The organism is Rhodoferax sp. GW821-FHT10B06, from assembly GCF_059415605.1.
Genome location: NZ_JBWKNO010000001.1, coordinates 436,998 through 462,021, shown reverse-complemented (window position 1 = coordinate 462,021; position 25,024 = coordinate 436,998). Strand labels below are relative to the sequence as shown.

23 protein-coding genes are annotated in these 25,024 nt (G+C 63.7%); 18 read left to right on the top strand and 5 right to left on the bottom strand.

Annotation, left to right across the window (positions count from 1 at the left end):
• Positions 1-44 precede the first annotated feature (44 nt).
• From mraZ to AC07O2_RS02070, 18 genes are all read left to right on the top strand, one after another.
• Positions 45-473 carry a division/cell wall cluster transcriptional repressor MraZ gene (gene mraZ / locus AC07O2_RS02155; protein ID WP_495074091.1) on the top strand — a complete coding sequence of 143 codons (429 nt, stop codon included), beginning with the start codon at positions 45-47 and terminating at the stop codon, positions 471-473.
• A gap of 9 nt (positions 474-482) precedes the next feature.
• Positions 483-1,436 (top strand): 16S rRNA (cytosine(1402)-N(4))-methyltransferase RsmH, encoded by a 954-nt coding sequence (gene rsmH, locus AC07O2_RS02150; protein WP_495074090.1) that lies wholly within the window; start codon positions 483-485, stop codon positions 1,434-1,436.
• On the top strand, positions 1,433-1,726 hold the full coding sequence (ftsL, locus tag AC07O2_RS02145; RefSeq protein WP_495074089.1) for a cell division protein FtsL: 294 nt from the start codon (positions 1,433-1,435) through the stop codon (positions 1,724-1,726). The genes rsmH and ftsL overlap by 4 nt, the downstream gene beginning before the upstream one ends.
• On the top strand, positions 1,723-3,453 hold the full coding sequence (locus AC07O2_RS02140) for a peptidoglycan D,D-transpeptidase FtsI family protein (protein WP_495074088.1): 1,731 nt from the start codon (positions 1,723-1,725) through the stop codon (positions 3,451-3,453). Before ftsL ends, AC07O2_RS02140 begins: the two co-directional genes overlap by 4 nt.
• On the top strand, positions 3,453-4,940 hold the full coding sequence (locus AC07O2_RS02135; protein ID WP_495074087.1) for a UDP-N-acetylmuramoyl-L-alanyl-D-glutamate--2,6-diaminopimelate ligase: 1,488 nt from the start codon (positions 3,453-3,455) through the stop codon (positions 4,938-4,940). The genes AC07O2_RS02140 and AC07O2_RS02135 overlap by 1 nt, the downstream gene beginning before the upstream one ends.
• A 5-nt stretch (positions 4,941-4,945) precedes the next feature.
• The gene (locus AC07O2_RS02130; protein ID WP_495074223.1) at positions 4,946-6,346 is read left to right on the top strand and encodes a UDP-N-acetylmuramoyl-tripeptide--D-alanyl-D-alanine ligase; all 1,401 of its coding nucleotides are present in this window, start codon (positions 4,946-4,948) and stop codon (positions 6,344-6,346) included.
• Positions 6,336-7,514, top strand: a complete 1,179-nt coding sequence (gene mraY / locus AC07O2_RS02125; RefSeq protein ID WP_495074086.1) for a phospho-N-acetylmuramoyl-pentapeptide-transferase — start codon at positions 6,336-6,338, stop codon at positions 7,512-7,514. Before AC07O2_RS02130 ends, mraY begins: the two co-directional genes overlap by 11 nt.
• 4 nt (positions 7,515-7,518) lie before the next feature.
• On the top strand, positions 7,519-9,129 hold the full coding sequence (gene murD / locus AC07O2_RS02120; RefSeq protein ID WP_495074085.1) for a UDP-N-acetylmuramoyl-L-alanine--D-glutamate ligase: 1,611 nt from the start codon (positions 7,519-7,521) through the stop codon (positions 9,127-9,129).
• Positions 9,126-10,382 (top strand): putative lipid II flippase FtsW, encoded by a 1,257-nt coding sequence (ftsW, locus tag AC07O2_RS02115; protein WP_495074084.1) that lies wholly within the window; start codon positions 9,126-9,128, stop codon positions 10,380-10,382. The genes murD and ftsW overlap by 4 nt, the downstream gene beginning before the upstream one ends.
• Complete coding sequence (gene murG / locus AC07O2_RS02110) at positions 10,379-11,443, top strand: undecaprenyldiphospho-muramoylpentapeptide beta-N-acetylglucosaminyltransferase (protein ID WP_495074083.1); 1,065 nt, start codon at positions 10,379-10,381, stop codon at positions 11,441-11,443. Before ftsW ends, murG begins: the two co-directional genes overlap by 4 nt.
• Positions 11,440-12,873: a UDP-N-acetylmuramate--L-alanine ligase gene (murC, locus tag AC07O2_RS02105; RefSeq protein ID WP_495074082.1), complete on the top strand. Its 1,434-nt coding sequence runs from the start codon at positions 11,440-11,442 to the stop codon at positions 12,871-12,873. Before murG ends, murC begins: the two co-directional genes overlap by 4 nt.
• Entirely contained in the window at positions 12,870-13,817 is a 948-nt protein-coding gene (locus tag AC07O2_RS02100) for a D-alanine--D-alanine ligase (protein WP_495074081.1), read from the top strand. The genes murC and AC07O2_RS02100 overlap by 4 nt, the downstream gene beginning before the upstream one ends.
• Positions 13,818-13,828: 11 nt before the next feature.
• Positions 13,829-14,629, top strand: coding sequence for a cell division protein FtsQ/DivIB (locus tag AC07O2_RS02095; protein ID WP_495074080.1), 801 nt, complete (start codon positions 13,829-13,831; stop codon positions 14,627-14,629).
• A 77-nt stretch (positions 14,630-14,706) separates the two neighbouring features.
• On the top strand, positions 14,707-15,936 hold the full coding sequence (gene ftsA / locus AC07O2_RS02090) for a cell division protein FtsA (RefSeq protein ID WP_490591098.1): 1,230 nt from the start codon (positions 14,707-14,709) through the stop codon (positions 15,934-15,936).
• A 155-nt stretch (positions 15,937-16,091) separates the two neighbouring features.
• Positions 16,092-17,309 (top strand): cell division protein FtsZ, encoded by a 1,218-nt coding sequence (gene ftsZ, locus AC07O2_RS02085; RefSeq protein ID WP_490591097.1) that lies wholly within the window; start codon positions 16,092-16,094, stop codon positions 17,307-17,309.
• Positions 17,310-17,438: 129 nt separating this feature from the next.
• The gene (gene lpxC, locus AC07O2_RS02080) at positions 17,439-18,362 is read left to right on the top strand and encodes a UDP-3-O-acyl-N-acetylglucosamine deacetylase (protein ID WP_495074079.1); all 924 of its coding nucleotides are present in this window, start codon (positions 17,439-17,441) and stop codon (positions 18,360-18,362) included.
• A gap of 9 nt (positions 18,363-18,371) precedes the next feature.
• Entirely contained in the window at positions 18,372-18,548 is a 177-nt protein-coding gene (locus tag AC07O2_RS02075; protein ID WP_495074078.1) for a hypothetical protein, read from the top strand.
• Between the two features lie 150 nt (positions 18,549-18,698).
• A complete protein-coding gene (locus AC07O2_RS02070) occupies positions 18,699-20,285 on the top strand; it encodes a methyl-accepting chemotaxis protein (protein WP_495074222.1) in 1,587 nt (528 codons plus the stop codon).
• Position 20,286: 1 nt separating this feature from the next.
• On the opposite strand, the gene ruvC is transcribed toward AC07O2_RS02070, so the two are convergent.
• The 5 genes from ruvC to AC07O2_RS02045 form a co-directional block, all read right to left on the bottom strand.
• A complete protein-coding gene (ruvC, locus tag AC07O2_RS02065) occupies positions 20,287-20,835 on the bottom strand; it encodes a crossover junction endodeoxyribonuclease RuvC (RefSeq protein ID WP_092757703.1) in 549 nt (182 codons plus the stop codon).
• 187 nt (positions 20,836-21,022) lie between these two features.
• Positions 21,023-22,447 (bottom strand): NAD(P)(+) transhydrogenase (Re/Si-specific) subunit beta, encoded by a 1,425-nt coding sequence (locus AC07O2_RS02060; protein WP_495074077.1) that lies wholly within the window; start codon positions 22,445-22,447, stop codon positions 21,023-21,025.
• Positions 22,444-22,770: an NAD(P) transhydrogenase subunit alpha part 2 gene (locus tag AC07O2_RS02055; protein WP_495074076.1), complete on the bottom strand. Its 327-nt coding sequence runs from the start codon at positions 22,768-22,770 to the stop codon at positions 22,444-22,446. The genes AC07O2_RS02060 and AC07O2_RS02055 overlap by 4 nt, the downstream gene beginning before the upstream one ends.
• Positions 22,771-22,808: 38 nt before the next feature.
• Positions 22,809-23,936, bottom strand: coding sequence for a Re/Si-specific NAD(P)(+) transhydrogenase subunit alpha (locus tag AC07O2_RS02050; protein ID WP_495074075.1), 1,128 nt, complete (start codon positions 23,934-23,936; stop codon positions 22,809-22,811).
• 52 nt (positions 23,937-23,988) lie between these two features.
• Positions 23,989-25,023 carry an L-idonate 5-dehydrogenase gene (locus AC07O2_RS02045; RefSeq protein WP_495074074.1) on the bottom strand — a complete coding sequence of 345 codons (1,035 nt, stop codon included), beginning with the start codon at positions 25,021-25,023 and terminating at the stop codon, positions 23,989-23,991.
• Between the last annotated feature and the right edge of the window lies 1 nt (position 25,024).

Below are 25,024 nucleotides of genomic sequence, written 5' to 3'. Positions count from 1 at the left end.
ACGCTCCATCGGATTGCAACTCTCAAGCAAGGTGGGCAGTAGTTGTGTTTCAAGGGGCTTCGTCTCTCAGTCTGGATGCCAAGGGGCGTTTATCGGTGCCGACCCGGCACCGGGACGTGCTGAGCGCGACTGCGGGCGGTCAGCTGACCATCACCAAGCACCCGCACGGCTGCTTGATGCTGTTCCCCCGCCCGGAGTGGGAGAAGTTCCGCGAACGTATTGCCGAGCTACCTATGTCGGCCCAGTGGTGGAAGCGCATCTTCCTGGGTAACGCTATGGATGTGGATATGGACGCCACCGGCCGGGTGCTGGTGTCGCCTGAGTTGCGTGAAGCGGCGGGTATTGCCAAAGACACCATGCTGCTGGGCATGGGGCGGCATTTTGAACTCTGGGACAAGGCCACCTACGATGCCCAGGAGGCCAAGGCCATGCAGGGTGAGATGCCCGAGGTTTTTCAGGATTTTTCTTTCTAAGGCCCTACGGTGGATACGTTGTGGAAACATACCACCGTCTTGTTGGATGAAGCGATTGACGCGCTTCTCGACAAGCCGGATTCCCCTTCCCACAGCGCCGATGGCGCTGTGGCTACTTACGTCGATGCTACTTTCGGTCGGGGTGGCCATTCGCGTCTGTTGTTATCCAAAATGGCGGAAGGCGATCGCTTGATCGCCTTTGACCACGATCCCGAGGCGATTGCCGAAGCCGCCACCATTGCCGACCCGCGCTTTTCCATCCGCCACCAGGGCTTTCGCCATCTGTCTGAGCTGCCCGACGCCAGTGTGGCCGGCGTGTTGATGGACCTGGGCATCAGCTCGCCCCAAATTGACAACCCGGCCCGGGGGTTCAGTTTCCGCTCCGATGGCCCGCTGGATATGCGCATGGACCCCACGCGCGGTGAAAGTGTGGCCGAATGGCTGGCAACAGCCGAAGTTCAACAGATCGCAGAGGTGGTACGTGACTACGGTGAAGAACGGTTTGCTGGCCCCATTGCAAAGGCGATTGTCGCGCGCCGACAAGAGCGCGGCCCGATCACCACTACCTCCGAACTGGCCGACCTCGTGGCTGGCGCGGTCAAGACCCGCGAAGCGGGGCAAAACCCGGCAACGCGCACATTTCAGGCTTTTCGGATTTTCATCAATGCCGAGCTGGAAGAGTTGCAGCTTGCGCTGAACGCCAGCCTGCGCGTGCTGCAGCCCGGTGGGCGGCTGGTGGTGATCAGCTTCCATTCGCTGGAAGACCGTATTGTTAAGCAATTCATCGCCAAACATGCCCGTGAGGTGGTGGACCGCCGCGCACCCGACTGGATGTTGGGCGGCTCTAGCCCTATGCCGTTGGAGTCCTTGGGCCGCGTCAAGCCCAGCGCTCAAGAGGTGGCCGGCAATAAGCGTTCGCGTAGCGCGGTGATGCGCGTGGCACGCAGGACGGCGGCGCCATGACCCGGCTGAACTTGGTGTTGCTGCTCGCCGTACTGGCCAGCGCCTTGTATCTGGTGCGCATCCAGTACGAGTCACGCAGCCTGTTTGTTGAGGTGGACCGTGCGGTCGCCTTATCGCAAAAGCTGGAAATTGAAAACGAACGCTTGCAGGTGGAAAAGCGCGCCCAGGCCACGCCTTTGCGGGTGGAGAAGCTGGCCAAAGAACAGTTGCAGATGCGCACCAGCTCACCCGCCATCACCCAGTACGTGACGGTGGCTCCCTTGGCATCCGCCGCGGGAGGGACGCCATGAGCCGCAGCGTTCGCTATACCTCCAGCCCTTTGCTGGCCAGTAAAACACCGGTATGGCGTAGCAAGCTGGTGGTGGCCGCGATTGCCGTTGGCTTTCTGGGGCTGACGGCGCGTGCTGCCTATATCCAGGTGATTGGCAATGCCTTCTACCAGCACCAGGGCGAGGTGCGCTTTGCCCGTACCCTGGAACTGCCGGCCAATCGGGGCCGCATTCTAGATCGCAACGGCTTGATCCTGGCCTCCAGCGTGATTGCGCCCAGCGTCTGGGCGATCCCGGAGGACGTGGACCACGATCCGGCCAAACTCAAGCAATTGGCCAAGCTGCTGGAAATGCCGCTGGCTGACCTGAACAAGAAGCTGGACGAAGACAAGAGCTTTGTCTGGATCAAGCGCCAGGTGGATGAGCCGATTACCCAACAGATCACAGCCCTGGGTATCAAGGGTATTTATCTGCGCAAAGAATACAAGCGCCAGTACCCTGAGGGCGAGGCGATTGCCCACGTGGTTGGTTTTACCAACGTGGAAGACAACGGCCAGGATGGCATCGAACTGGCTTTCAACAAGGAATTGGGCGGTAAGCCCGGTTCGCGCCGCGTCATCAAGGACCGCATGGGGCGCGTGGTGGAAGACATCGGCGACCAGGTGCCGCCGGTCGATGGCCGCGAGATCCAGCTCAGCATCGACAGCAAGGTGCAGTTCTTCGCCTACCAGAAGCTGCGCGATGCCGTGATCGCCAACAAGGCCAAGGCCGGCAGCGTGGTGGTGTTGGACACCATCACCGGTGAAGTGCTGGCACTAGCCAACTATCCCAGCTATTCGCCGGACAACCGCAAGAACCTGACTGGTGAACAGCTGCGCAACCGCGCCCTGACCGATACCTTCGAGCCCGGCTCCACCATGAAGCCCATCACCGTGGCGACAGCCCTGGAGTTGGGCCGCATCACGCCGCAAACGCCGATCGACACCTCGCCGGGGCGTTACACCGTAACCGGCTCCACCATCACCGACACGCACAACTATGGTTTGCTGACGGTGGAGGGCGTGATCCAGAAGTCCAGCAACGTGGGCGCCACCAAGATATCGCAGCGCATGAGTCCGCACGAAATGTGGGACTCGTTTACCGCGGTGGGCTTCGGCCAGAAGCCGCAGCTGACCTTCCCGGGTGCCGTGACCGGGCGTTTGCGTCCCTGGAAGTCATGGCGCCCTATCGAGCAGGCCACCATGTCCTACGGCTACGGCCTCTCGGCCTCGCTGTTCCAGATGGCGCATTCCTATACGGCTTTTGCCCACGACGGAAAAATCATTCCAGCCACCATGCTCAAGTCGGATGAACCGGCTGTGGGCGTGCAGGTGTTCTCGGCGCAGAACGCGGCCGCTGTGCGCAAGATGCTGCAACTGGCCGCCGGCCCGGGGGGCACAGGCCCTTTGGCACAGACCGTGGGTTATTCGGTGGGCGGCAAGTCCGGCACGGCGCACAAGCAGGTTGGCAAGGGCTATGCCAGCAACAAATACCGCGCCTGGTTTACCGGCATGGCACCCATTGAAAAGCCGCGCATCATCGTTGCCGTGATGGTGGACGAACCCAGCGCGGGCTCGTACTACGGCGGCATCGTGGCCGCGCCGGTGTTCAGCGAAGTGGTGCAGCAAACCTTGCGCATGATGGGCGTGCAGCCCGATCTGGACGTCAAGGCCCAGGTGGTGTCCAAGGCCGTGGAGGAGTCGTTCTGATGCTGGAACTACACACGCCTGCCGAAGCGGTAGCCTGGCTGCAAAGCCGGGTAACGGGTGCGCTGCGCGTTGATAGCCGCGCCATCCAGCGCGGTGATGGTTTCATCGCCTGGCCGGGGGCTGCCACCGATGGCCGTAATTTCGTCCAGGCCGCACTGGCCCAGGGCGCAAGTGCCTGCCTGGTCGAGCACGAAGGCAGTGCTGCCTTCGGCTTCACCAGCGACGCGGTGGCCAGCTATGCCGGCTTGAAGGCCAGCACCGGGCCGATTGCTGCCGCGTATTTCAAGCACCCCAGCCAGCAGCTCGATGTATTGGCGGTGACCGGCACCAACGGCAAAACCTCTACCACCTGGTGGCTAGCCCAGGCGCTATCAAAAGTGCAGCGCTATGCGCAGGCGCCTTGCGCGGTAGTGGGCACTTTGGGTGTGGGAATTCCGCCCGATGTGCTGGCCACCGGCCTGACCACGCCCGATCCGGTTTTGTTGCAAAACGCCTTCCGCGGCTTTGTGGACCTGGGCCTGGGCGCTTGCGCCATCGAAGCTTCCAGCATCGGCGTCGTAGAGCGTCGGCTGGACGGCACGAAGATCCGCGTGGCGGTCTTCACCAATTTCACCCAGGACCATCTGGACTACCACGGCAGTACCGAAGCGTATTGGCAGGCCAAGGAAGCCTTGTTCCGTTGGCCCGGCCTGCAAGCGGCCGTGGTGAATGTGGACGATCCACAGGGCTCTGTGCTGGCTGCCTCCCTGAGCGGGCTGGACGTGTGGACCCTATCGTGTGCCCACAGCGCCCGTCTGCAGGCGCGCGATATCCGCTACGAGGCCGCAGGTCTGAGTTTTGAGGTGGTGGAAGGCGCGCAGTCCTGCCGCCTGCAATCTTCCGTGATTGGCCAGTACAACGTGGCCAATCTGCTGGGCGTGATCGGCACCATGCGGGCGCTGGGCGTGCCGCTGGACGAAGCAGTGCGTGCCTGCGATGGACTGCTGCCGGTGCCTGGCCGCATGGACTGCCTGAACCCGCCCGGCCAGCCCCTGGTGGCGATTGACTATGCCCACACGCCCGATGCCCTGGACAAGGCGTTGCTGGCGCTACGGCCCTTGGCCGAGGCGCGTGGCGGCAAGCTGTGGTGCGTGTTTGGCTGCGGTGGCGACCGCGACAACTCCAAGCGCCCGCTAATGGCTGCAGTGGCCGAGAAGAATGCGGACTTTGTACTGGTGACCAGCGACAACCCGCGCAGCGAGCGCCCCGAGGCCATCATCAGCCAGATTTTGCTGGGCCTGAGCCACAACGCCTGCGTGCGGGTCCAGTCAGACCGTGCCGAGGCCATCGCCGAAGCCATTGCCCAGGCCGCGCCGAAGGACGTTGTCCTGTTGGCAGGCAAGGGCCACGAGGCTACCCAGGAAGTGGCCGGGGTCAAGCATCCTTTTTCCGACAAAACACATGCAGAAGCAGCACTGTCCCAGCGTGCCCAGGGAGGCCAGGTATGAGCGCCATGATGACGCTGCAGCAGGCGGCTGCCTGGATTCCCGGCGCACGCATCAGCGGCGATGCGACGGTGGCTATCCACCGTGTGCACTCCGATACCCGCAGCCTGCAGTCCGGTGATCTCTTCGTGGCGCTGAAGGGCGACAACTTCGACGCCAATCTGCTGCTGGAGCGTGCCCGTGTGCAGGGTGCCGCAGCCGCAATCTGCCACCACGGCCATGCGCTGCCTGGCCTGCCGTGCATCGAAGTGGATGACAGTCTGGCGGCGCTGGGGGCCTTGGCGACCGGCTGGCGCGCCCAATACAGTTTGCCGCTGATCGCGGTGACCGGCAGCAATGGCAAGACCACGGTGACGCAAATGCTGGCGTCCATACTGCGGGCCGCGCAGCCGGACGCCATGTTGGCCACCCAGGGCAATTACAACAACGCCATCGGCGTGCCGCTGACCCTGTTGCGTCTGCGCGCCCACCACCGCCTGGCGGTGGTTGAGTTGGGTATGAACCACCCCGGCGAAATTGCCGCTCTGGCCGCCATGGCACAGCCCACGGTAGCCCTGGTGAACAACGCCCAGCGCGAGCACCTGGAGTTCATGGCCACGGTAGAGGCTGTCGCCCAGGAAAACGGCAGCGTGCTGGCCGCACTGCCTGCGGATGGCGTCGCCGTCTTCCCGGCAGACGATGACTACACGCCGGTATGGCGGGGCCTGGCGGGCGTACACCGCTGCCTGCAGTTTTCACTGGCCGATGCCGACGTGTATGCCGAAACCCCAGTCTGGGCCGATGGCGCCTGGCAGGTCCGAGCCCACACCCCGGCGGGAACGCTGTCCTACCGCTTGCGTATTGCCGGCTTGCACAACGTCAAGAATTCATTGGCCGCCGCCGCGTGCGCCTTGGCGGCCGGCGTGCCGTTGACAGCCGTGGTCCAGGGTTTGTCTGTGTTCGAGCCCGTCAAGGGCCGCTCGCGTGCGCTGGCCGTGCCCATGGGCGGGCGCAGCCTGACCGTGGTGGACGACACCTATAACGCCAACCCTGATTCCGTCAAAGCGGCCGTACAGGTGCTGGCCGCGCTGCCCGGGCCGCGCATGCTGGTGCTGGGCGATATGGGTGAGGTGGGTGACCAGGGGCCGCAGTTCCACGCCGAGGCAGGCACCCAGGCCCAGGACAGCGGCATCGACAGCCTGCTGACGCTGGGAAGCTTGTCGGCCCACGCCAGTGCGCAGTTTGCCGGTGCCGTGCATTTCGAAGACATCGACACGCTGCTGGCCGCCGTGCAGCAGCAATTACCCCACATGGCCAGCGTGCTGGTCAAAGGCTCGCGCTTCATGCAGATGGAGCGCGTGGTCGCTTTCATTGCAGCCCAGGCTGAACCACAAGAACAACATCCAAAGGAACCGTCCCGTGCTGCTTAGTCTTGCCCAGTGGCTGCAAACCCTGGCGCCCGAGTTCGGGTTTTTTCGCGTTTTCCAGTACCTCACCTTCCGTGCGGTGATGGCGGCCATGACGGCCTTGTTGATCGGCATTGCTGCCGGTCCGGCAGTGATCCGCCGCCTGACCGCGCTGAAGATCGGCCAGCCCATCCGCGGCTATGGCATGGAAAGCCACCTGGTCAAACAGGGCACGCCCACCATGGGCGGCGTGCTGATCCTGCTGTCCATTGCCATCTCCACCCTGCTGTGGGTGGATCTGTCGAACCGTTTTGTCTGGATCGTGCTGCTGGTGACCCTGGGCTTTGGTGGCATAGGGTGGGTGGACGACTGGCGCAAGGTGGTCAACAAAGACCCAGAAGGCATGCGTTCACGTGAGAAATACATGTGGCAGTCGCTGATCGGCCTGGTGGCCGCTTTGTATTTGGTGTTCAGCATTTCTGAAAACTCCAATTTGCGGGTGCTGGAGCTGTTCCTGAGCTGGGTGCAGTCTGGCTTTGATTTGAACCTGCCGCCCAAGGCCGGCTTGATGCTGCCCTTCTTCAAAGAGGTGAGCTACCCCCTGGGCGTGCTGGGCTTTGTGGTGCTGACCTATCTGGTGATCGTGGGCTCCAGCAATGCGGTGAACCTGACCGACGGCTTGGACGGCCTAGCCATCATGCCGGTGGTGCTGGTGGGCTCGGCGCTGGGCGTGTTTGCCTATGTGACGGGCAGCTCGGTGTTTTCACGTTATCTGTTTCTGCCGCACATCACGGGTGCGGGCGAGCTGCTGGTGTTCTGTACCGCCATGGCCGGCGCAGGCCTGGCCTTTCTGTGGTTCAACGCCTATCCGGCCCAGGTGTTCATGGGCGATGTGGGGGCGCTGGCCCTGGGTGGCGCTTTAGGCACCATTGCCGTCATCGTGCGCCAGGAAGTGGTGCTGTCCATCATGGGCGGCATCTTCGTGGTCGAGGCCTTGTCCGTGATGCTGCAGGTCAGCTGGTTCAAGTTCACCAAGAAAAAATACGGTACCGGTCGGCGCATCCTGAAGATGGCGCCACTGCACCACCATTTCGAGAAAAGCGGCTGGAAGGAAACGCAGGTCGTCGTGCGTTTCTGGATCATCACCATGTTGCTATGCCTGGTGGGCTTGTCCACCCTGAAGCTGCGTTAAGCCCATGCGCCACCTGCAAGACCTTCCTGTCGTGATCCTGGGCCTGGGTGCGTCCGGCCTGGCCATGGCGCGCTGGTGCGCCCGCCACGGCGCGCAGGTCACGGTGGCGGACACGCGCGAGGCGCCGCCGCAGCTGGCCACTTTGCAGCAGGAAGTACCTGGCGCCGTGTTTATCGGTGGCCCGTTTACGGCGGCACTGGCGAACGGCATGCAGGCGATCTACCGCTCGCCGGGCCTGGCTCCCGAGGTGTTGGCCCCGGTGCTGGACGAGGCGCAGCGCGCCGGCCTGCGTGTGGGCGGCGAGCTGGACCTGTTTGCCCAGGCGCTGGCCGATTTGCGCCAGACCGCCGCCGCGCCAGAGAGCGAAGTCCAGCCCGAGCCCGAGGAAGAAGCGGCTCCCGTAGAGCTGTCGGATGAAGGCGAGGCCCCGGTGATTGCGGCCCCGGCTGAAGTCCTGGGTTACCAACCCGCCGTGTTGGCTATTACCGGCACCAATGGCAAGACCACGGTGACCTCGCTGACCGGCCAACTGGTGGCGCGTGCGGGCAAGACCGTGGCCGTGGCCGGCAATATCGGCCCCACGCTGCTGGACACCCTGGCCGGCCATATGGATGCCGCTACCTTGCCCGAGGTCTGGGTGCTGGAGCTGTCCAGTTTCCAACTGGATGCGGCAAGGGGCTTCGAGCCCACGGCGGCGGCGGTATTGAACCTGACGCAGGATCACCTGGACTGGCACGGCAGCATGCAGGCCTATGCCGCAGCCAAGGCCCGTATCTTCGGCCAACATGGCCTGATGCTGCTGAACCGCGAAGACCCGGGCGTGATGGCCATGTTGCCCGCGCCCATCAAGTTGCGCTTGCAGAAACCGCAGCTGCGTCGTCACATCACCTTTGGTGCAGATATGCCGCAGCGGCCCGGCGACTTTGGTATCGAAATCGTCAACGGCATGGCCTGGCTGGTGCGCGCGCTGGAGGCAGACGAGACCAAGCGCAAACGTAGCGAAGCTGCCGACGACTTGTACATCCAGCGCCTGATGCCGGCCGATGCCCTGCGCATCCGCGGTCGGCACAACGCGGTGAACGCATTGGCCGCCCTGGCACTGGCCAGTGCCGCTGGTTGCGCGCTGGCGCCCATGCTGTACGGCCTGCGCGAATACCAGGGCGAGCCGCACCGCGTGGAGTCGGTGAACACGGTGCGCGAAGTCGAGTATTTCGACGACAGCAAGGGCACCAATGTCGGGGCCACCGTGGCGGCCCTGGTCGGCCTGGGCGCCGATCGTCGCATTGTTTTGATTCTGGGCGGCGAGGGCAAGGGCCAGGACTTCACGCCGCTGGCAGCGCCCGTCGCCCGCTATGCGCGTGCTGTGGTGCTGATCGGCCGCGACGCGCCGCTGATCCGCAGTGCGCTGGAAGGTGCTGGCGTGGCATTGGTGGATGCAGCCAGCATGGCAGATGCCGTGCAACTGGCGGCGCAGCGCGCCCACCCGGGCGACGCGGTGCTGATGTCACCCGCCTGCGCCAGTTTTGACATGTTCAAGAACTACGAACACCGGGCCCAGGTGTTCGTTGAGGCCGTGCAGGCGCTGGCCAATGGCGACATCGGGGACGCGGCATGAGCGGCCTGTCCCTGCGCTTCAGCGACTGGTTCAAGGGCCTGCCCAAGGCAGCGGCCGATGCCCTGCCTGTGCGTTTGGGTGCCAGTGGCTTTTCGCGCACGCCCAGCCAGCCAGCACGCGTGCATGGCTTTGACCAGGCCCTGGTATGGGTCACCGTGGCGCTGCTGGCCTGGGGGCTGGTGATGGTGTATTCCGCCTCCATCGCCATGCCGGACAACCCGCGCTTCGCCAAGTACGACCACAACTTCTTTTTGGTGCGCCACGCGGCCTTTCTGTGTGTGGCCTTTGTGGCTGCCTTGATCTCCTTCCAGGTGCCGATGCGCACCTGGGAGCGCTGGGCACCCTGGCTATTCATCGTTTCGCTGCTGCTGTTGGTGGCGGTGCTGATTCCCGGGGTGGGTCGGGTGGTGTACGGCGCGCGGCGCTGGCTGCCCCTGGGCATCATGAATTTTCAGCCGTCGGAGATGGCCAAGTTCGCCATCGTGGTGTACGCGGCCGACTACATGGTGCGCAAGATGGACGTGAAGGAAAACTTCTTGCGCGCCGTGCTGCCGATGGGCGCGGCCGTGGCCGTGATTGGCGTGCTGCTGCTGGCCGAGCCGGACATGGGCGCCTTCATGGTGATCGCCGTGATCGCCATGGGCATTCTGTTTCTGGGCGGCGTGAATGCACGCATGTTCTTTCTGATCGCCACCATCCTGGTCACCGCGTTTGGCCTGATGATCGCCTTCAGCGAGTGGCGGCGCGAGCGCATCTTTGCCTACCTCGACCCGTGGAGCGAGAAGCATGCCTTGGGCAAGGGCTACCAGCTGTCGCACTCGCTGATCGCCTTTGGGCGCGGCGAGATTTTTGGCGTGGGCCTGGGTGGCAGCGTAGAGAAGCTGAGCTGGTTGCCCGAGGCGCACACCGACTTTTTGCTGGCCGTGATCGGCGAAGAATTTGGCTTGGTTGGCGTGATTTGCGTGATCGGCCTGTTCTTCTGGTTGATACGCCGCATCATGCACATAGGCCGCCAATCCATCGCCCTGGACCGTCTGTTCGCCGGCTTGGTTGCGCAGGGTGTGGGTCTGTGGATGGGCTTCCAGACCTTCATCAATATGGGCGTGAACCTGGGCGCCTTGCCGACCAAGGGCCTGACTCTGCCGCTGATGAGCTTCGGCGGTTCGGCTATTTTGTGGAATTTGATTGCGCTGGCCGTGGTGCTGCGCGTGGATTTTGAAAACAGGCAACTGATGCACGGAGTGCGCGTATGACCCAGAAGTGCGCACTGGTGATGGCCGGCGGAACCGGGGGGCATATCTTCCCCGGCCTGGCTGTGGCCGAGGCCCTGCGCGAACGCGGCTGGCGCGTGCATTGGCTGGGCGTGCCTGGCAGCATGGAGCAGCAGCTGGTGCCGCCGCGTGGCTTTGCCTTTGAATCGGTGGAGTTTGGCGGTGTGCGTGGCAAGGGCCTGGGCACGCTGCTGCGCCTGCCGTTGCGCCTGAGCAAGGCCTGCTGGCAAAGCCTGCAGGTGCTGCGCCGGGTGCGCCCGGACGTGGTACTGGGCCTGGGGGGCTACATCACCTTCCCTGGCGGCGTGATGGCTGCGCTGATGGGCAAACCTTTGGTGCTGCACGAGCAAAACTCTGTGGCCGGTACGGCCAATAAGCTGCTGGCGCGGCTGGCCAAGCGGGTGTTCACTGCCTTCCCGGATGTGCTGCCGCGTGGCCGCTGGGTGGGCAATCCGCTGCGTACAGCCTTCCTGCACCAGGCCGATCCGGCCAGCCGGTTCGCGCAGCGCAGCGGGCCTTTGCGCCTGCTGGTGGTGGGCGGCAGCCTGGGGGCCAAGGCCTTGAACGACGCCGTTCCCCAGGCACTGGCCATGATTCCCGCTGTGCAGCGCCCCAGTGTGCTGCACCAGAGCGGCGCCAAGCAGATAGACGCCTTGCGCGCCAGCTACGCCGCAGCCGGCGTGGAGGCCGAGTTGACGCCTTTTATCGACGACACGGCCCAAGCCTATGCGGATGCGGATCTGGTGATTTGCCGTGCTGGTGCCAGCACGGTGACCGAGCTGGCCGCTGTGGGCGCGGCAGCGCTGTTCGTGCCGTTCCCGGCGGCCGTGGACGACCACCAGACAGTGAACGCCCGGTTCCTGGTGCAGGCCGGCGCAGGCTGGCTGCTGCCGCAGCGCGAACTGACGCCCCAGGGATTGGCAGAAATGCTACAGAAATTAGAGCGATCCACGCTGGTGGAATCTGCGCAAAAGGCAAAAATGATGCAAAAAATAGGGGCTACCGAAGCCGTAGTCGCCGCCTGTGAGGAGCTCGCCGCATGAAACACGCTGTAAGACATTTGCACTTTGTCGGCATTGGCGGCTCGGGCATGTCGGCGATTGCCGAGGTGCTGCACAAGCTGGGCTATGTGGTGTCGGGCTCGGACCAGTCCGACAGCGCCACGCTGCGCCGTCTGGGCGGCCTGGGCATCCACACCTTTATCGGCCACGACCCGGCGAACGTGTCAGGGGCGGATGCCATCGTCACCTCCACGGCGGTCAAGGCCGACAACCCCGAGGTGTTGGCGGCGCGCGAGAACCATGTGCCCATCGTGCCGCGCGCCCTGATGCTTGCCGAGCTGATGCGCCTCAAGCAAGGCATTGCCATCGCCGGCACGCACGGCAAGACCACCACTACCAGCCTGGTGTCCAGTGTGCTGATGGAAGCCGGTCTGGACCCGACCTTTGTGATCGGCGGCCGGCTGAACAGCGCGGGTGCCAACGCCAAGCTGGGCAATGGCGACTACATCGTGGTCGAGGCCGACGAGTCCGACGCGTCCTTTCTGCACCTGCTGCCGGTGATGGCCGTGGTGACGAATATCGACGCCGACCACATGGAAACCTATGGCCATGACCTGGGCCGCCTGAAGCAGGCCTTTGTGGACTTTCTGCACCGCATGCCGTTCTACGGCACGGCCATTCTGTGCACCGATGACCCCGGCGTGCGCTCCATCCTGGAGGATGTGACCTGCCCCATTACCAGCTACGGCTTCGACGAGGGCGCCCAGGTGCGCGCCATCGATGTGCGCGCCGTGGGCGGGCAAATGCACTTCACGGTGGAGCGGCGCAACGGCGTCACCTTGCCCGATCTGCCAGTGGTTTTGAATCTGGCCGGCCGGCACAACGTGCTGAATGCGCTGTCGGCAATCGCCGTGGCGGTGGAGCTGAATATTCCGGACGAAGCCGTGCAGCGTGCCCTGGCCAGCTTCCAGGGCGTGGGCCGGCGCTTCCAGCCTTATGGCGATCTGCCAGCGCAGGGTGGCGGGCAGTTCAGCGTGGTGGACGACTACGGCCACCACCCGGTGGAAATGGCGGCCACCCTGGCTGCAGCGCGCGGCGCCTTCCCCGGGCGGCGTCTGGTGCTGGCCTTCCAGCCGCACCGTTACAGCCGCACCCGCGACTGCTTCGAGGACTTCGTCAAGGTGATTGGCGAGGCTGACGTGGTGCTGTTGTCTGAAATCTATGCCGCAGGCGAGGCGCCCATCGTGGCGGCAGACGGCCGTGCGCTGGCACGCGCGCTGCGCGTGGCGGGCAAGGTGGAGCCGGTGTTTGTGGACGACATCGCCACCATGCCGCAGGCCATTTACGACAACGCCCGCGATGGTGACGTGGTGCTGTGCATGGGGGCGGGCTCCATCGGCACCGTGCCGGCCAAGGTGGTCGAAATGCTATCGAAAAAAGAGCATGCAGTGGAGGCAGCGTCTGCGCTATGACCGCAAATAACTTAAACCTCGGAAAAGTCGCCGTGCTGATGGGCGGCGCATCGGCGGAGCGCGAGGTCTCGCTAATGTCGGGCACCGGCGTGCTGGTCGCACTGCGCAGCCAGGGCGTGGACGCCCATGCCTTCGACACCGGCGAGCGTGATCTGTCGGAACTTAAACGGGATGGCTTTGCACGTTGCTTCATCGCCTTGCATGGCCGCTTCGGTGAAGACGGCACGGTCCAGGGCGCGCTGGAGTTGTTGAGCATTCCTTACACCGGCTCTGGCGTGATGGCCTCCAGCATCGGTATCGACAAGGTCATGACTAAGCGCATCTGGCGCGCCGAAGGCCTGCCTACCCCTGGTTGGTTTGTGGTGGACAGCGCCGAGGCTGCGCGCACCGCCTTCGCCCAGCTGGGCGCACCCATGATCGTCAAGCCTGCGCGCGAAGGCTCCACCATCGGCCTGACCAAGGTCATGAGCCTGGAGCAGTGCGATGCTGCTTATGCCTTGGCTGCACAGCTGGACCCCAGCGTGCTGTGCGAACAATTCGTCAGCGGTGACGAGGTGACCGTACCCGTGCTGGGCAGCGGCGCACAGGCCGAGGTGCTGCCGGTGATACGCATCGTGGCGCCCGAAGGCAATTACGACTACCAGAACAAATACTTTACCGACGTGACCCAGTACCTGGTGCCCTGCGGCCTGCCCGACGGCGAAGAGGCCGCCATCCAGGCCATGGTGCGCCAGGCTTATCTGACGCTGGGCTGCCGCGGCTGGGCCCGTGCTGACGTGATGATTGACGCCAAGACGCGCAAGCCCTATCTGCTGGAAATCAACACCTCGCCCGGCATGACCGGCCATTCCCTGGTACCCATGTCGGCGCGCGCGGCAGGCCTGTCGTATGAGGCGCTGTGCCTGCGCCTGCTGCAGTCGGCGGCCCTGGATTACGGAAGCTAGGCCACCTGAGTATGCAAAAGCTGCCCACCCCCATGGACGTGAAACTCATGAACGCCACCGCCTCGGTGCTGTTCCTGGGCGCGCTCGTCCTGGGCGTGGCCGGCCTGGTGAAATGGGCCGCGCGCCAGCCCATGTTTGCCATCCAGTCGATCTCGGTGGTGGGCGACGTGGCGCACAACAACGAAGTCACGTTGCGCGCCAACCTGGGCGGCAAGATCAAGGGCACGTTCTTCACCGTGGACCTGGCTGCGACCCGTGCCGCCTTCGAGGCCGTGCCCTGGGTGCGCCGGGCCGTTGTGCGCCGTGAGTTTCCCAATCGTTTGAAGGTGGTGCTGCAGGAGCACCAGGTGGCGGCTTATTGGGGGGATGAGGATTCGTCCCGCCTGCTGAACAACTTCGGCGAAGTCTTCGAGGCCAACGTGGACGAGGTGGAGCGCGATGACCTGCCTCACCTCAACGGTCCCGACGGGCAGTCCAGCCAGGTGCTGGGCATGTACCACACGCTGGAGCCCATGTTTACCCCGTTGGATGTGTCGCTGGACGAGTTGGAGCTGACCAACCGGGGCGGCTGGCGCGCCCAACTGGATTCCGGCGGTGTGATCGAGCTGGGTCGCGGCACCAGCGACGAGATCACGCAGCGCCTGCAGCGTTTTCTGGGCACGGTGACCCAGGTGGCGCGCCAATACGGACGTGGAGCGAATGCGGTGGAGCAAGCAGATTTGCGTTACGGCGAGGGTTATGCGCTGCGCTTGCGTGGCGTGACGACAGTGGCTGCACCCGCAGTGCGCAAAGCGCTGCCGGTGGACCACTGAATCCATTTCCCACAGCGCCCTGGCGGCCCGCAAGCCGGCCAGGGTGCTTTGGAAAATAGACTGATACAGGACGAACTATGGCAAAAGAGTACAAAGACTTGGTCGTCGGCGTAGACATTGGCACGGCCAAGGTGATGGTCGTGGTGGCGGAAGTCATGCCCGGTGGCGAGCTGAAGCTGGCCGGCTTTGGCGTGGCCCCGAGCAACGGGCTGAAGCGCGGCGTGGTGGTGAATATCGACGCCACGGTGCAAAGCATCCAGCTGGCACTGAAAGAGGCCGAACTAATGGCCGATTGCAAGATCTCGCACGTTTATACCGGCATCACCGGCAGCCATATCCGCGGCATCAATTCCAGCGGCATGGTGGCGGTGAAAGACCGCGAAGTCACGGCCGCCGACGTGGCCCGGGTGGTGGAAACCGCCAAGGCGATCAACATCAGTACCGACCAGCGCCTGCTGCTGGTCGAGCCGCAGGAGTTCGTGATCGACGGCCAGGACGTGAAAGAGCCCATCGGCATGAGCGGCATCCGCCTGGAGGCCAAGGTGCATATCGTGACCGGTGCCCAGAGCGCGGCAGAGAACATCATCAAATGCGTGCGCCGCTGCGGTCTGGATGTGGACCAGCTGATGCTGAACCCCTTGGCCAGCAGCCTGTCGGTACTGACCGAAGACGAACGCGAGCTCGGTGTGGCATTGGTGGACATTGGCGCGGGCACGACTGATGTGGCTATCTTCACCAACGGCGCGATCCGTCACACGGCGGTGATTCCGATCGCCGGCGACCTGATCACCAGCGACATCGCCATGGCCTTGCGCACGCCGACCAAGGACGCGGAAGACATCAAGGTCGAAAGCGGCTACGCCAAGCAACTGTTGGCCGACCCGGAAGCCCAGGTGGAAGTGCCTGGCTTGGGCGACCGTGGCCCGCGCATGCTGAGCCGCCAGGCACTGGCTGGTGTGATCGAGCCGCGTGTCGAAGAAATTTATTCGTTGGTGGCCCAGGTCATCCGTGAATCAGGTTTTGAAGAAGTGCTGTCCAGCGGCATCGTCTTGACAGGCGGTAGCGTGGTCATGCCCGGCATGGTCGAGCTGGGTGAAGACATCTTTTTGAAACCGGTGCGCCGTGGCGTGCCCAAGTACCGCGGTGCCTTGTCCGATATGGTGGCCCAGCCGCGTGCGGCCACCGTCATGGGCTTGCTGGAAGAGGCGCGTATCGGCCGTCTGCGCGGCTTCAAGGTAGCGCAGAAAAACGGCTCGATGAAGACTGCGGTGGGCCGCGTCAAAGACTGGTTCGTGGGGAATTTCTGACCATGCAAACCAAGATCTGGCTGGCGCGGGGAAGTCCCCCTTTAAACGGGCGATGGCGAAGTTGCCATCCGCCCTGGAGGTGAAATGCCTCTTAGAAAAACAACAAACACATTCATACACGCAACTGCATTTAATTGGAATATCAGGAGAAACACATGCCTATCGAAATGATTGAAGTCGAAGAATTTAACCTGGGCACCCAGATCAAAGTGATCGGTGTCGGCGGCGGCGGCGGCAATGCTGTCGAGCACATGATTGGTTGCTCGGTGCAAGGCGTGGAGTTCATCAGCGCCAACACCGACGCGCAGGCCTTGGGCCGCAGCGTGGCGCACAAGACCATCCAGCTGGGCCAGAGCGGCCTGGGCGCTGGGAGTAAGCCCGACAAGGGGCGTGAAGCAGCCGAAATGGCGGTGGACGATATCCGCGCTGCGATCGATGGTGCACACATGCTGTTCATCACTGCCGGCATGGGCGGCGGTACCGGCACCGGCGCAGCACCCGTGATCGCGCGCGTGGCCAAGGAAATGGGCATTCTGACCGTGGGCGTGATCACCAAGCCTTTCGACTTTGAAGGCCCGAAGCGCATGGCCAATGCTGACAACGGCCTGGCCGAGCTGGAAGCCAATGTGGACTCGCTGATCGTGGTACTGAACGAGAAGCTGCTGGAAGTGCTGGGCGACGACGTCACCCAGGACGAGGCCTTTGCCCATGCCAACGACGTGTTGAAGAACGCGGTGGGCGGTATTGCCGAAATCATCAATGTGCCCGGCCACGTGAACGTCGACTTTGAAGACGTGCGCACCGTCATGGGCGAGCCTGGCAAGGCCATGATGGGTACCGCCGTATCCGACGGCCCGGACCGTGCCCGTATCGCTGCCGAGCAGGCTGTGGCCTGCCCGCTGCTGGAAGGCATCGACCTGTCGGGCGCCAAGGGCGTGCTGGTGTTGATCACCGCCGCCAAGGGCTCGCTGAAACTGAGCGAATCCAAGCTGGCCATGAATACCATCCGCGCCTACGCTTCGCCTGACGCGCATGTGATTTACGGTACGGCTTATGACGACAGCCTGGGCGAGAAGATCCGCGTGACTGTGGTGGCCACCGGCTTGAGCAAGCGCCGCGCAGCGGCCCCGCTGCAGGTGGTGGTGCAACGCACAGGTACCGACAACGTCGGCTTCACCTTGCCTGCGACCAGCATGGGTGCTGGCGCCGCTGCCGTGGGTGGCATTGCCCAACCTGATTACGAAGCCCTGCGTGGCCCAGCTGTGTGGCGTACGCCCAACCGTACCCAGGCCAGCGCCCGCGTGGATGCCTTGTCTTCGGGCGGCATGGACGACTACGAGATCCCAGCGTTTCTACGCAAGCAAGCCGACTGATGAAGCCCTCTTGGGTGGGCCAGGCCTGCCCGGGAGGCGCTGCAAAAGCAGTTCGGGGATGAATTTCGCCAATCTCCGCCATCAACCATGCTGATCGTGGATGGCGGGGCGGGCAACTAAAATCGCAGCATGCTCAAGCAAAGAACTCTCAAGTCCCTGACCAGTGCCGTCGGTGTGGGCGTGCATACCGGTCAGCGGGTCGAGCTGACCTTGCGGCCGGCACCGCCGGATACTGGCATTGTGTTTCGGCGCATCGACCTGGCTGTGCCTGTCGAGATCCCCATGACGGTGACGGCCGTGACCGATACCCGTATGGCCACTACCGTGTCCGTCGGTTCGGCCAAGGTGTCTACTGTCGAGCATCTGATGTCGGCTTGCTCCGGCCTGGGTATCGACAATATGTATGTGGATATCACTGCCGAAGAAGTGCCTATCCTGGACGGTTCGGCGGCGGCTTTTGTGTATCTGCTGCAAACGGCGGGCATCGAGCTGCAAAACGCGCCACGCCGCTTCCTGCGCGTGACCCAGCCAGTGGAAGTGCGCGAAGGCACGGGCAGCGCCGAGAAATGGGCGCGGCTGGAGCCCTACTACGGCTACAAGCTCAGCTTCGACATCATCTTTGACCACCCGGCGGTGGATTCCACTGGCCAGCATGTGGAGTTCGACCTAGGTTCTGGCTCCTATACCCGCGACATCGCCCGCGCCCGTACCTTTGGCTTCACCCGCGATGCCGAGATGCTGCGTGCCAACGGCCTGGGCCTGGGCGGCGGCATGGACAACGCCATTCTGATGGATGACTACAAGGTGCTAAATGCCGGCGGCCTGCGCTATGACGACGAGTTCGTGAAGCACAAGGTGCTGGATGCCATGGGCGACCTGTACATGCTGGGCAAGCCGCTGCTGGCCAGCTATACCGCCATGAAGTCCGGCCATGCCTTGAATAACAAATTGGTTCGTGAACTAATGTTGCGCCCGGATGCCTGGGAGATCGTGACCTTCGAAGACGCCGCCAAGGCGCCTAGCGGCTTCGCCCAGCTCGCGCGGGCCTGGTAGCCCTCAGCCATGCTGCTGTTTCGTTGGGCCGTGCTGTTCCTGTTGCTGGGGGCCGGTGTGTGCTTTGCGTTCTATGTCGGCACGGGGCAGCAGCGCTTTCGACTCTGGGGGCTGCGCATCTTGAAGTGGACCGTGCTGGCGGCACTGGGGTTTTTCGGTGTTCTGATACTCGAACGTATTGCATAGCGCCGTCGCTGGAGGTGGTCCGGTATTCGCTGCGCTAATGCCCAGCAAAGTTTTTGACATTCCGGTAGTTGCCTGGATTACCCTCTTAGGCTGGAACGAAAGTTGCGTTATCGTAACCTTTTGATACACAAGGGGTGCCCTGTGCTTGCTATGAAAATGTTGTCCATCCGCGCCAGGCTGTACTTCAGCATGGCATTTTCATTGGCTGTGCTTCTCTTGGTCGGCGTGGTCGGCACCTGGGCACTGAACGACACCCGTTCCACCATGGATGCCATGGTGGACGACCAGGTGCAGGTGCTGGTGGACGTGGGCGAGCTGCGCTTCTCGCTGGCACAGGTGCGGCGTATTGAAAAAGACGCCATCGTCAACGCCAATAACGCGGTTGAGGTGGCCACTCTGCGAACCTCCTGGGGGCAGTCCCTGGCCTCGCTGCGCAAGCAGATGGGCCAGCTGTTGCAAGGCAAATACGCGGCCACCGGCCCAGTGCAGACACTCAGCAAGGCGCCGGCCCTGCTCAAGGAATACGAAGATGCGATCACCCCGGTGCTGGGGCAGATCGAGGCTGCTCAGATCGATGGATCGGTGGCAGCCGCTTATGCCGGGCGTGTGGCTCCGCAAATGGATACGGTAGACAAGTTATTGGGTGAATTGTCGGTCAACTCGCACGCCCAGATGCGTGCGGCGGTGCACGACATCGATACACGCACCAATATGCTGCTGCGTTTGCAGATTGGCATCGTAGTGCTGGCGTTGTTGGTTTTGGTGCCTGTGACAGTCATAACGGTACGCTCCATTACCGGTTCGCTGTCCCGTGCTCAGGAGTTGGCCAACCGTATCGCCCAGGGTGATTTGTCGGACGAGGTCAGTGCGACACGCCAGGACGAGGTAGGCCAATTGGTGCAGGCCATGGGCTTGATGCAGGACGCGTTGCGCGGCCTGGTCCGTCAGGTGATGGAGGCCGGCGAGCGTATTGCCTTGGCTAGCGGCGAAATGGCGTCCGGCAACCAGGACTTGAGCAACCGCACCGAACAAACCGCAGCCAGCCTGGAAGAGGCCTCCGCCTCCATGGAGCAGCTGCATGAAACCACCCAGAAGAACAGCGACTCGTCTGCCCACGCCAATCGCCTGGCTGCGAGTGCTGCCGAGGTGGCCGAGCGCGGCGGCGCTGCGGTGTCCAAGGTGGTGCGCACTATGGACGACATCAATGCCAGCTCCAAGAAAATCGCTGACATCATTGGTGTGATCGATGGCATCGCTTTCCAGACCAATATCCTGGCGCTGAATGCCGCCGTGGAAGCCGCGCGGGCGGGCGAGCAGGGCCGTGGTTTTGCCGTGGTGGCCAGCGAAGTGCGCAGTTTGGCCCAGCGCTCGGCCCAGGCCGCGGGAGAGATCAAATCCCTGATCGGCGCCTCGGTGGTCAGCGTCAATAGCGGTGCCCAGCAGGTGCGCGATGCAGGGCAGACCATGGGTGAAATCGTGGGTAGCGTGCGCGGCGTGGCAGACATCATTCGGGAGATCGCCACTTCGGCCGCTGAGCAGGGCCGTGGCATCGGCGAGATGGGTGCCACGGTGCAGCATCTGGACACCATGACGCAGCAAAACGCCGCGCTGGTGGAAGAGTCTGCTGCCGCTTCGGAATCGCTGCGTGAGCAGTGCGCGCATCTGAACAGCGCGGTGCGCCGCTTCAAGCTCAACGACGAACCGGCCAGTTCACACCTCGCCATTGGCCACAGCTGATCTAGTGCGTGCGCCCGTCGCGGTACATGCCGCTGGTCTTGCGCGCCAGCGGTGTGGCCTGGGCCAGCCGGGCCATGGCGTGGCCTACGTGGGCGTGGGTGATGGCCATGCCCAGCGCATCGGCGGCGTCCTTGCCCGGCAGCACGGGAAGCTTCAGCAGGCGCTTGACCATTTCCTGCACCTGCGATTTGTCAGCCCGGCCGTGGCCGACCACGGCTTTCTTCATCTGCAGCGCGGTGTACTCGGATACCGGCAGGTTGCTGTGGCCTAGTGCCGCCAGGCTGGCGCCACGCGCCTGGCCCAGCAGCAGGGTGGACTGCGGGTTCACGTTGACGAAGATGATTTCCACCGAGGCTGCGTCCGGCTGGTAGCGCGCACAGACCTCGCAGATGCCGTCGAACAAGATCTTGATGCGCGCCGGCAGCTGGCCCAGGTCCAGGTGCGTGGTCTTGATGGTGCCGCTGGCCACATAGCCGAGATTGGAGCCATCCACGTCGATGATGCCGAAGCCGGTGGTCTGCAGGCCGGGGTCTATGCCAAGAAGTCGCATGCTATTTAATTCGTAGCGGGTAGTGCAGGTGGGGTCTGCGTAGAAGGCTTATCGACTCAATCAAGTGTGCATGTTCGGGGAGTCTGGATGGACGCGTATCCGGGTGTGGACAACTAGCCTCGGATCGTATTTCGTCTGCGCATGCAGTGTATATAAACAAAGCCAAGGTGGGGTGCGAGGAGGGTACTCATTCAATGGCCTTGCCCATGTCTTCCACCACCTTCTTGGCATCGCCAAACACCATCATGGTCTTGTCCATGTAGAACAGCTCATTGTCCAGCCCCGCGTAGCCGGCGGCCATACTGCGCTTGTTGACGATGATGGTCTTGGCCTTGTAGGCCTCCAGGATGGGCATGCCGTAGATCGGGCTGCCCTTCACATGCGCGGCCGGGTTCACCACGTCGTTGGCACCCAGGATGATGGCCACGTCGACCTGGCCGAACTCGCCGTTGATGTCTTCCATCTCAAACACCTGGTCGTAAGGGACCTCGGCCTCGGCCAGCAACACGTTCATGTGGCCTGGCATACGGCCGGCCACTGGGTGGATGGCGTATTTGACGTTGACGCCCTTCGCTGTGAGCTTTTGCGCCAACTCTTTGACTGCGTGCTGGGCCCGTGCCACGGCCAGGCCGTAGCCGGGCACGATGACCACGGTTTCGGCATTGCCCAGCACAAAGGCCGCATCGTCGGCGCTACCGCTCTTCACCGCGCGCTGCACAGCCGCGCCGGACGCTGCAGCCGCCGCATCGCCACCAAAGCCACCGCCGATCACATTGAAGAACGAGCGGTTCATGGCCTTGCACATGATGTAGCTCAGGATGGCGCCACTGGAGCCCACCAGGCTGCCGGCAATGATCAGCATGCTGTTGTTCAGGCTGAAGCCGATGCCGGCCGCGGCCCAGCCGGAGTAGCTGTTCAGCATCGATACCACCACCGGCATGTCGGCGCCACCGATAGGGATGATCAGCAGCACACCCATCACGAAGGCCAGTGCCAGCATGGCGAAGAAGGCCGGCCAGCTCTCGGTGGCCGCAAACACCAGGCCCAGAGCTATGGTGGCCAGGCCCAGCACCAGGTTCAGCTTGTGCTGGCCGGGGAACACCACCGGCGCGCCCTTGAACAGGCGGAACTTGTAGGTACCCGAGAGCTTGCCGAAGGCGATCACCGAGCCGCTGAAGGTCACCGCACCGATGGCCGCGCCCAGGAACAGCTCGAGTCGGTTGCCCACCGGGATCGGCAAGCCCTTGGCCACGATGCCAAAGGCATAGGGCTCGGCCACGGCCGCCACGGCGATGAACACCGCGGCCAGGCCGATCATGCTGTGGAAGAAGGCTACCAGCTCGGGCATCTTGGTCATCTCCACCGTCTTGGCGCGCCAGGCGCCGTAGGCGGCGCCGGCCAGCAGGCCGACCAGCACATACAGCATGCCGCCCAGGTTGCCCTGCGCCAGCTTGACGATCAGTGCCGCCGTGGTCAGCACGGCAATCGCCATGCCGACCATGCCGAACAGATTGCCGCGGATGGAGGTGGTGGGATGGCTCAGGCCCTTGAGCGCCTGGATGAAGCAGACACTGGCCACCAGGTACAGCAGCGTGACGAGATTCATGCTCATTTGGCTGCTCCTGGCTCAGCCGCAGGTGCCTTCTTGTCTTTCTTCTTGAACATCTCCAGCATGCGCCGGGTCACCATGAAGCCGCCGAACACATTGACCGCCGCCAGGGCCACGGCCAGCACGCCCATGGTCTTGCCCAAGGTGGTTTCGGTCAGTGCAGCCGCCAGCATGGCGCCGACGATGACGATGGCCGAGATGGCGTTGGTCACCGCCATCAGCGGCGTGTGCAGGGCCGGGGTGACGGTCCAGACCACGTGGTAGCCCACGTAGATGGCCAGCACGAAGATGATCAGGTTGGTGATCGTCGGGGAAAAAATGTCCATGTCTTGCTCCTTGTTCTTGTCTTTGTGGCTTGTCGTTGTTATTTGCGGGTTACCGCGCCGGCCTGGGTCACCAGGCAAGCCGCGACGATGTCGTCGGCCATGTCGACGTTCAGCGTGCCTTCCTTGGTCAGCACCAGCTTGAGGAAGTCGAGCAGGTTGCGCGCGTACAGGGCCGAGGCGTCGGCCGCCACCAGGGCTGGCAGGTTGGTTTCGCCGATCAGGGTCACGCCGTGTTTGACCACGGTCTTGTCGGCTTCGGACAGCGGGCAGTTGCCGCCACCGTTGGCGCCTTTGCCGGCGGCGATGTCGACGATCACCGAGCCGGGCTTCATGCTTTTGACCATGTCCTCGGTGATCAGCGTGGGCGCGGCGCGGCCGGGGATCAGCGCGGTGGAGATCACCACGTCGGCCAGGGCCACACGCTTGGCGACTTCGATCTGCTGGCGCGCCAGCCAGCTGGGCGGCATGGGCTTGGCGTAGCCGCCGACGCCGACGGCGGCTTCTTTCTCTTCCGGCGTGTCGTAGGACACTTCGATGAACTTGCCGCCCAGGGATTCGACCTGTTCCTTGACGCTGGGGCGCACGTCGCTGGCTTCGATGACGGCGCCGAGGCGCTTGGCGGTGGCGATGGCCTGCAGGCCGGCCACGCCGACGCCGAGGATCACCACGCGGGCGGCCTTGACGGTGCCGGCGGCGGTCATCAGCATGGGGAAGAAGCGCTGGTATGTGTCGGCGGCCATCATGACGGCCTTGTAGCCGGCGATGTTGGCCTGGCTGGATAGCACGTCCATGCTCTGGGCCCGGCTGCTGCGGGGGGCGGCTTCCAGCGCGAAGCTGGTCAGGCCGGCGGCGGCCAGGCGCTCCAGGCCAGGGGCGTCAAAGGGGTTGAGCATGCCGACCAGGGTGGTGCCGGGGCGCATCAGCGCGGCTTCGGCGTCCGAGGGGCTGCGTACCTTGAGCACCAGATCGCAGTCGAAGGCGCCGGCGGCGTCTACGATCTCGGCCCCAGCGGCTGCATAGGCGGCATCGGTCACGCTGGCGGCGATGCCAGCACCGCTTTGTACGCGTACCGTATGGCCAAGCGCTGCGAGCTTCTTGGCGGTTTCGGGGGTCAGGGCAACTCGGGTTTCTCCGGTCGCCGTCTCTTGCGGCACGCCTATCAGCATTCATGTCTCCTTGAAGAATTTGAAAACCATGGCGTATGGATTCGCCACGAAGTCAATCGAAGTTCAGCAACACTTTCATCGCCTGCGAGCGGTCGGCCGCGAGGGCGAACGCACGGGCGGAGTCGCGGTACGACAGCGTGGCCGAGATCAGCGGCTTCACATCCACCAGGCCCTTGTTCAAAAACTCCACTGCCATGGCGAATTCCTCGTGGAAGCGGAAGGCGCCGCGCAGGTCGAATTCCTTGGCCACAATGACGTTCATCGGCAGGTTCATGTCTCCGCCCAGGCCCACCTGCAGGATGATGCCGCGCGGGCGCAGCGTATCCAGGGCGCCGCGCAGCGCGCGTTCGTTGCCGCTGGCTTCGAACAGCACGTCAAACGTACCCTTGTCGGCGGTGAAATGCTTCAGGCCGTCCGGTTCTTCGGCTATGTTGATGATTTCGTCGGCGCCCACTTTCTGCGCCTTGCCCAGGGGATGGTGGCTCATGTCGGTGGCCACGATGTGGGCGGCGCCGGCGCGGCGTGCGGCGATGATGATCAGCGCGCCGATCGGACCACAGCCAGTGACCAGCACCTTCTTGCCCAGCAGCGGGCCGGCGCGGCGCACAGCGTGTAGCGCCACGGACAGCGGTTCGGCCATGGCGCCTTCGCCGTCGCTCACGCGGTCGGCCAGCTTGTGCGCCTGGTGGGTCTCGACCACGATCTCTTGGCGGAACGCGCCCTGCACGTGCGGATTGCGCATGGCGCTGCCGTAGTAGCGCATGTCCAGGCAATGGTTTTGAAGGCCTTCCTGGCAGTAGCGGCATAGGCCGCAGGGGCGGCTCGGACTTACAGCGATGCGTTCGCCGACGGAAAAGCCGACCACGCCTTCACCCACGGCGTCGATGACGCCGGCGACCTCATGGCCGAGCACCATAGGCTCCTGGATACGGATAGTGCCAAAACCGCCGTGGTTGTAGTAATGCAGGTCCGAGCCGCAGATGCCGCCGCAGCGCACGCGCACGCGCAGCTGGCCGGGGCCGAGTTCGGCGGTGGGAAAAGTTTCGACGCGCAGGTCGCCTGGTGCGTGGATGACGAGTGCTTCCATA

What these genes read in the sequence shown, in the direction of transcription:
- ftsL (WP_495074089.1), top strand. Translation starts at nt 1,433, where the DNA reads ATGACCCGGCTGAACTTGGTGTTGCTGCTCGCCGTACTGGCCAGCGCC.
- AC07O2_RS02140 (WP_495074088.1), top strand. Translation starts at nt 1,723, where the DNA reads ATGAGCCGCAGCGTTCGCTATACCTCCAGCCCTTTGCTGGCCAGTAAA.
- AC07O2_RS02135 (WP_495074087.1), top strand. Translation starts at nt 3,453, where the DNA reads ATGCTGGAACTACACACGCCTGCCGAAGCGGTAGCCTGGCTGCAAAGC.
- AC07O2_RS02130 (WP_495074223.1), top strand. Translation starts at nt 4,946, where the DNA reads ATGATGACGCTGCAGCAGGCGGCTGCCTGGATTCCCGGCGCACGCATC.
- murD (WP_495074085.1), top strand. Translation starts at nt 7,519, where the DNA reads ATGCGCCACCTGCAAGACCTTCCTGTCGTGATCCTGGGCCTGGGTGCG.
- ftsW (WP_495074084.1), top strand. Translation starts at nt 9,126, where the DNA reads ATGAGCGGCCTGTCCCTGCGCTTCAGCGACTGGTTCAAGGGCCTGCCC.
- murG (WP_495074083.1), top strand. Translation starts at nt 10,379, where the DNA reads ATGACCCAGAAGTGCGCACTGGTGATGGCCGGCGGAACCGGGGGGCAT.
- murC (WP_495074082.1), top strand. Translation starts at nt 11,440, where the DNA reads ATGAAACACGCTGTAAGACATTTGCACTTTGTCGGCATTGGCGGCTCG.
- AC07O2_RS02100 (WP_495074081.1), top strand. Translation starts at nt 12,870, where the DNA reads ATGACCGCAAATAACTTAAACCTCGGAAAAGTCGCCGTGCTGATGGGC.
- AC07O2_RS02095 (WP_495074080.1), top strand. Translation starts at nt 13,829, where the DNA reads ATGCAAAAGCTGCCCACCCCCATGGACGTGAAACTCATGAACGCCACC.
- ftsA (WP_490591098.1), top strand. Translation starts at nt 14,707, where the DNA reads ATGGCAAAAGAGTACAAAGACTTGGTCGTCGGCGTAGACATTGGCACG.
- ftsZ (WP_490591097.1), top strand. Translation starts at nt 16,092, where the DNA reads ATGCCTATCGAAATGATTGAAGTCGAAGAATTTAACCTGGGCACCCAG.
- lpxC (WP_495074079.1), top strand. Translation starts at nt 17,439, where the DNA reads ATGCTCAAGCAAAGAACTCTCAAGTCCCTGACCAGTGCCGTCGGTGTG.
- AC07O2_RS02075 (WP_495074078.1), top strand. Translation starts at nt 18,372, where the DNA reads ATGCTGCTGTTTCGTTGGGCCGTGCTGTTCCTGTTGCTGGGGGCCGGT.
- AC07O2_RS02070 (WP_495074222.1), top strand. Translation starts at nt 18,699, where the DNA reads ATGAAAATGTTGTCCATCCGCGCCAGGCTGTACTTCAGCATGGCATTT.
- ruvC (WP_092757703.1), bottom strand. Translation starts at nt 20,835, where the DNA reads ATGCGACTTCTTGGCATAGACCCCGGCCTGCAGACCACCGGCTTCGGC.
- AC07O2_RS02060 (WP_495074077.1), bottom strand. Translation starts at nt 22,447, where the DNA reads ATGAGCATGAATCTCGTCACGCTGCTGTACCTGGTGGCCAGTGTCTGC.
- AC07O2_RS02055 (WP_495074076.1), bottom strand. Translation starts at nt 22,770, where the DNA reads ATGGACATTTTTTCCCCGACGATCACCAACCTGATCATCTTCGTGCTG.
- AC07O2_RS02050 (WP_495074075.1), bottom strand. Translation starts at nt 23,936, where the DNA reads ATGCTGATAGGCGTGCCGCAAGAGACGGCGACCGGAGAAACCCGAGTT.
- AC07O2_RS02045 (WP_495074074.1), bottom strand. Translation starts at nt 25,023, where the DNA reads ATGGAAGCACTCGTCATCCACGCACCAGGCGACCTGCGCGTCGAAACT.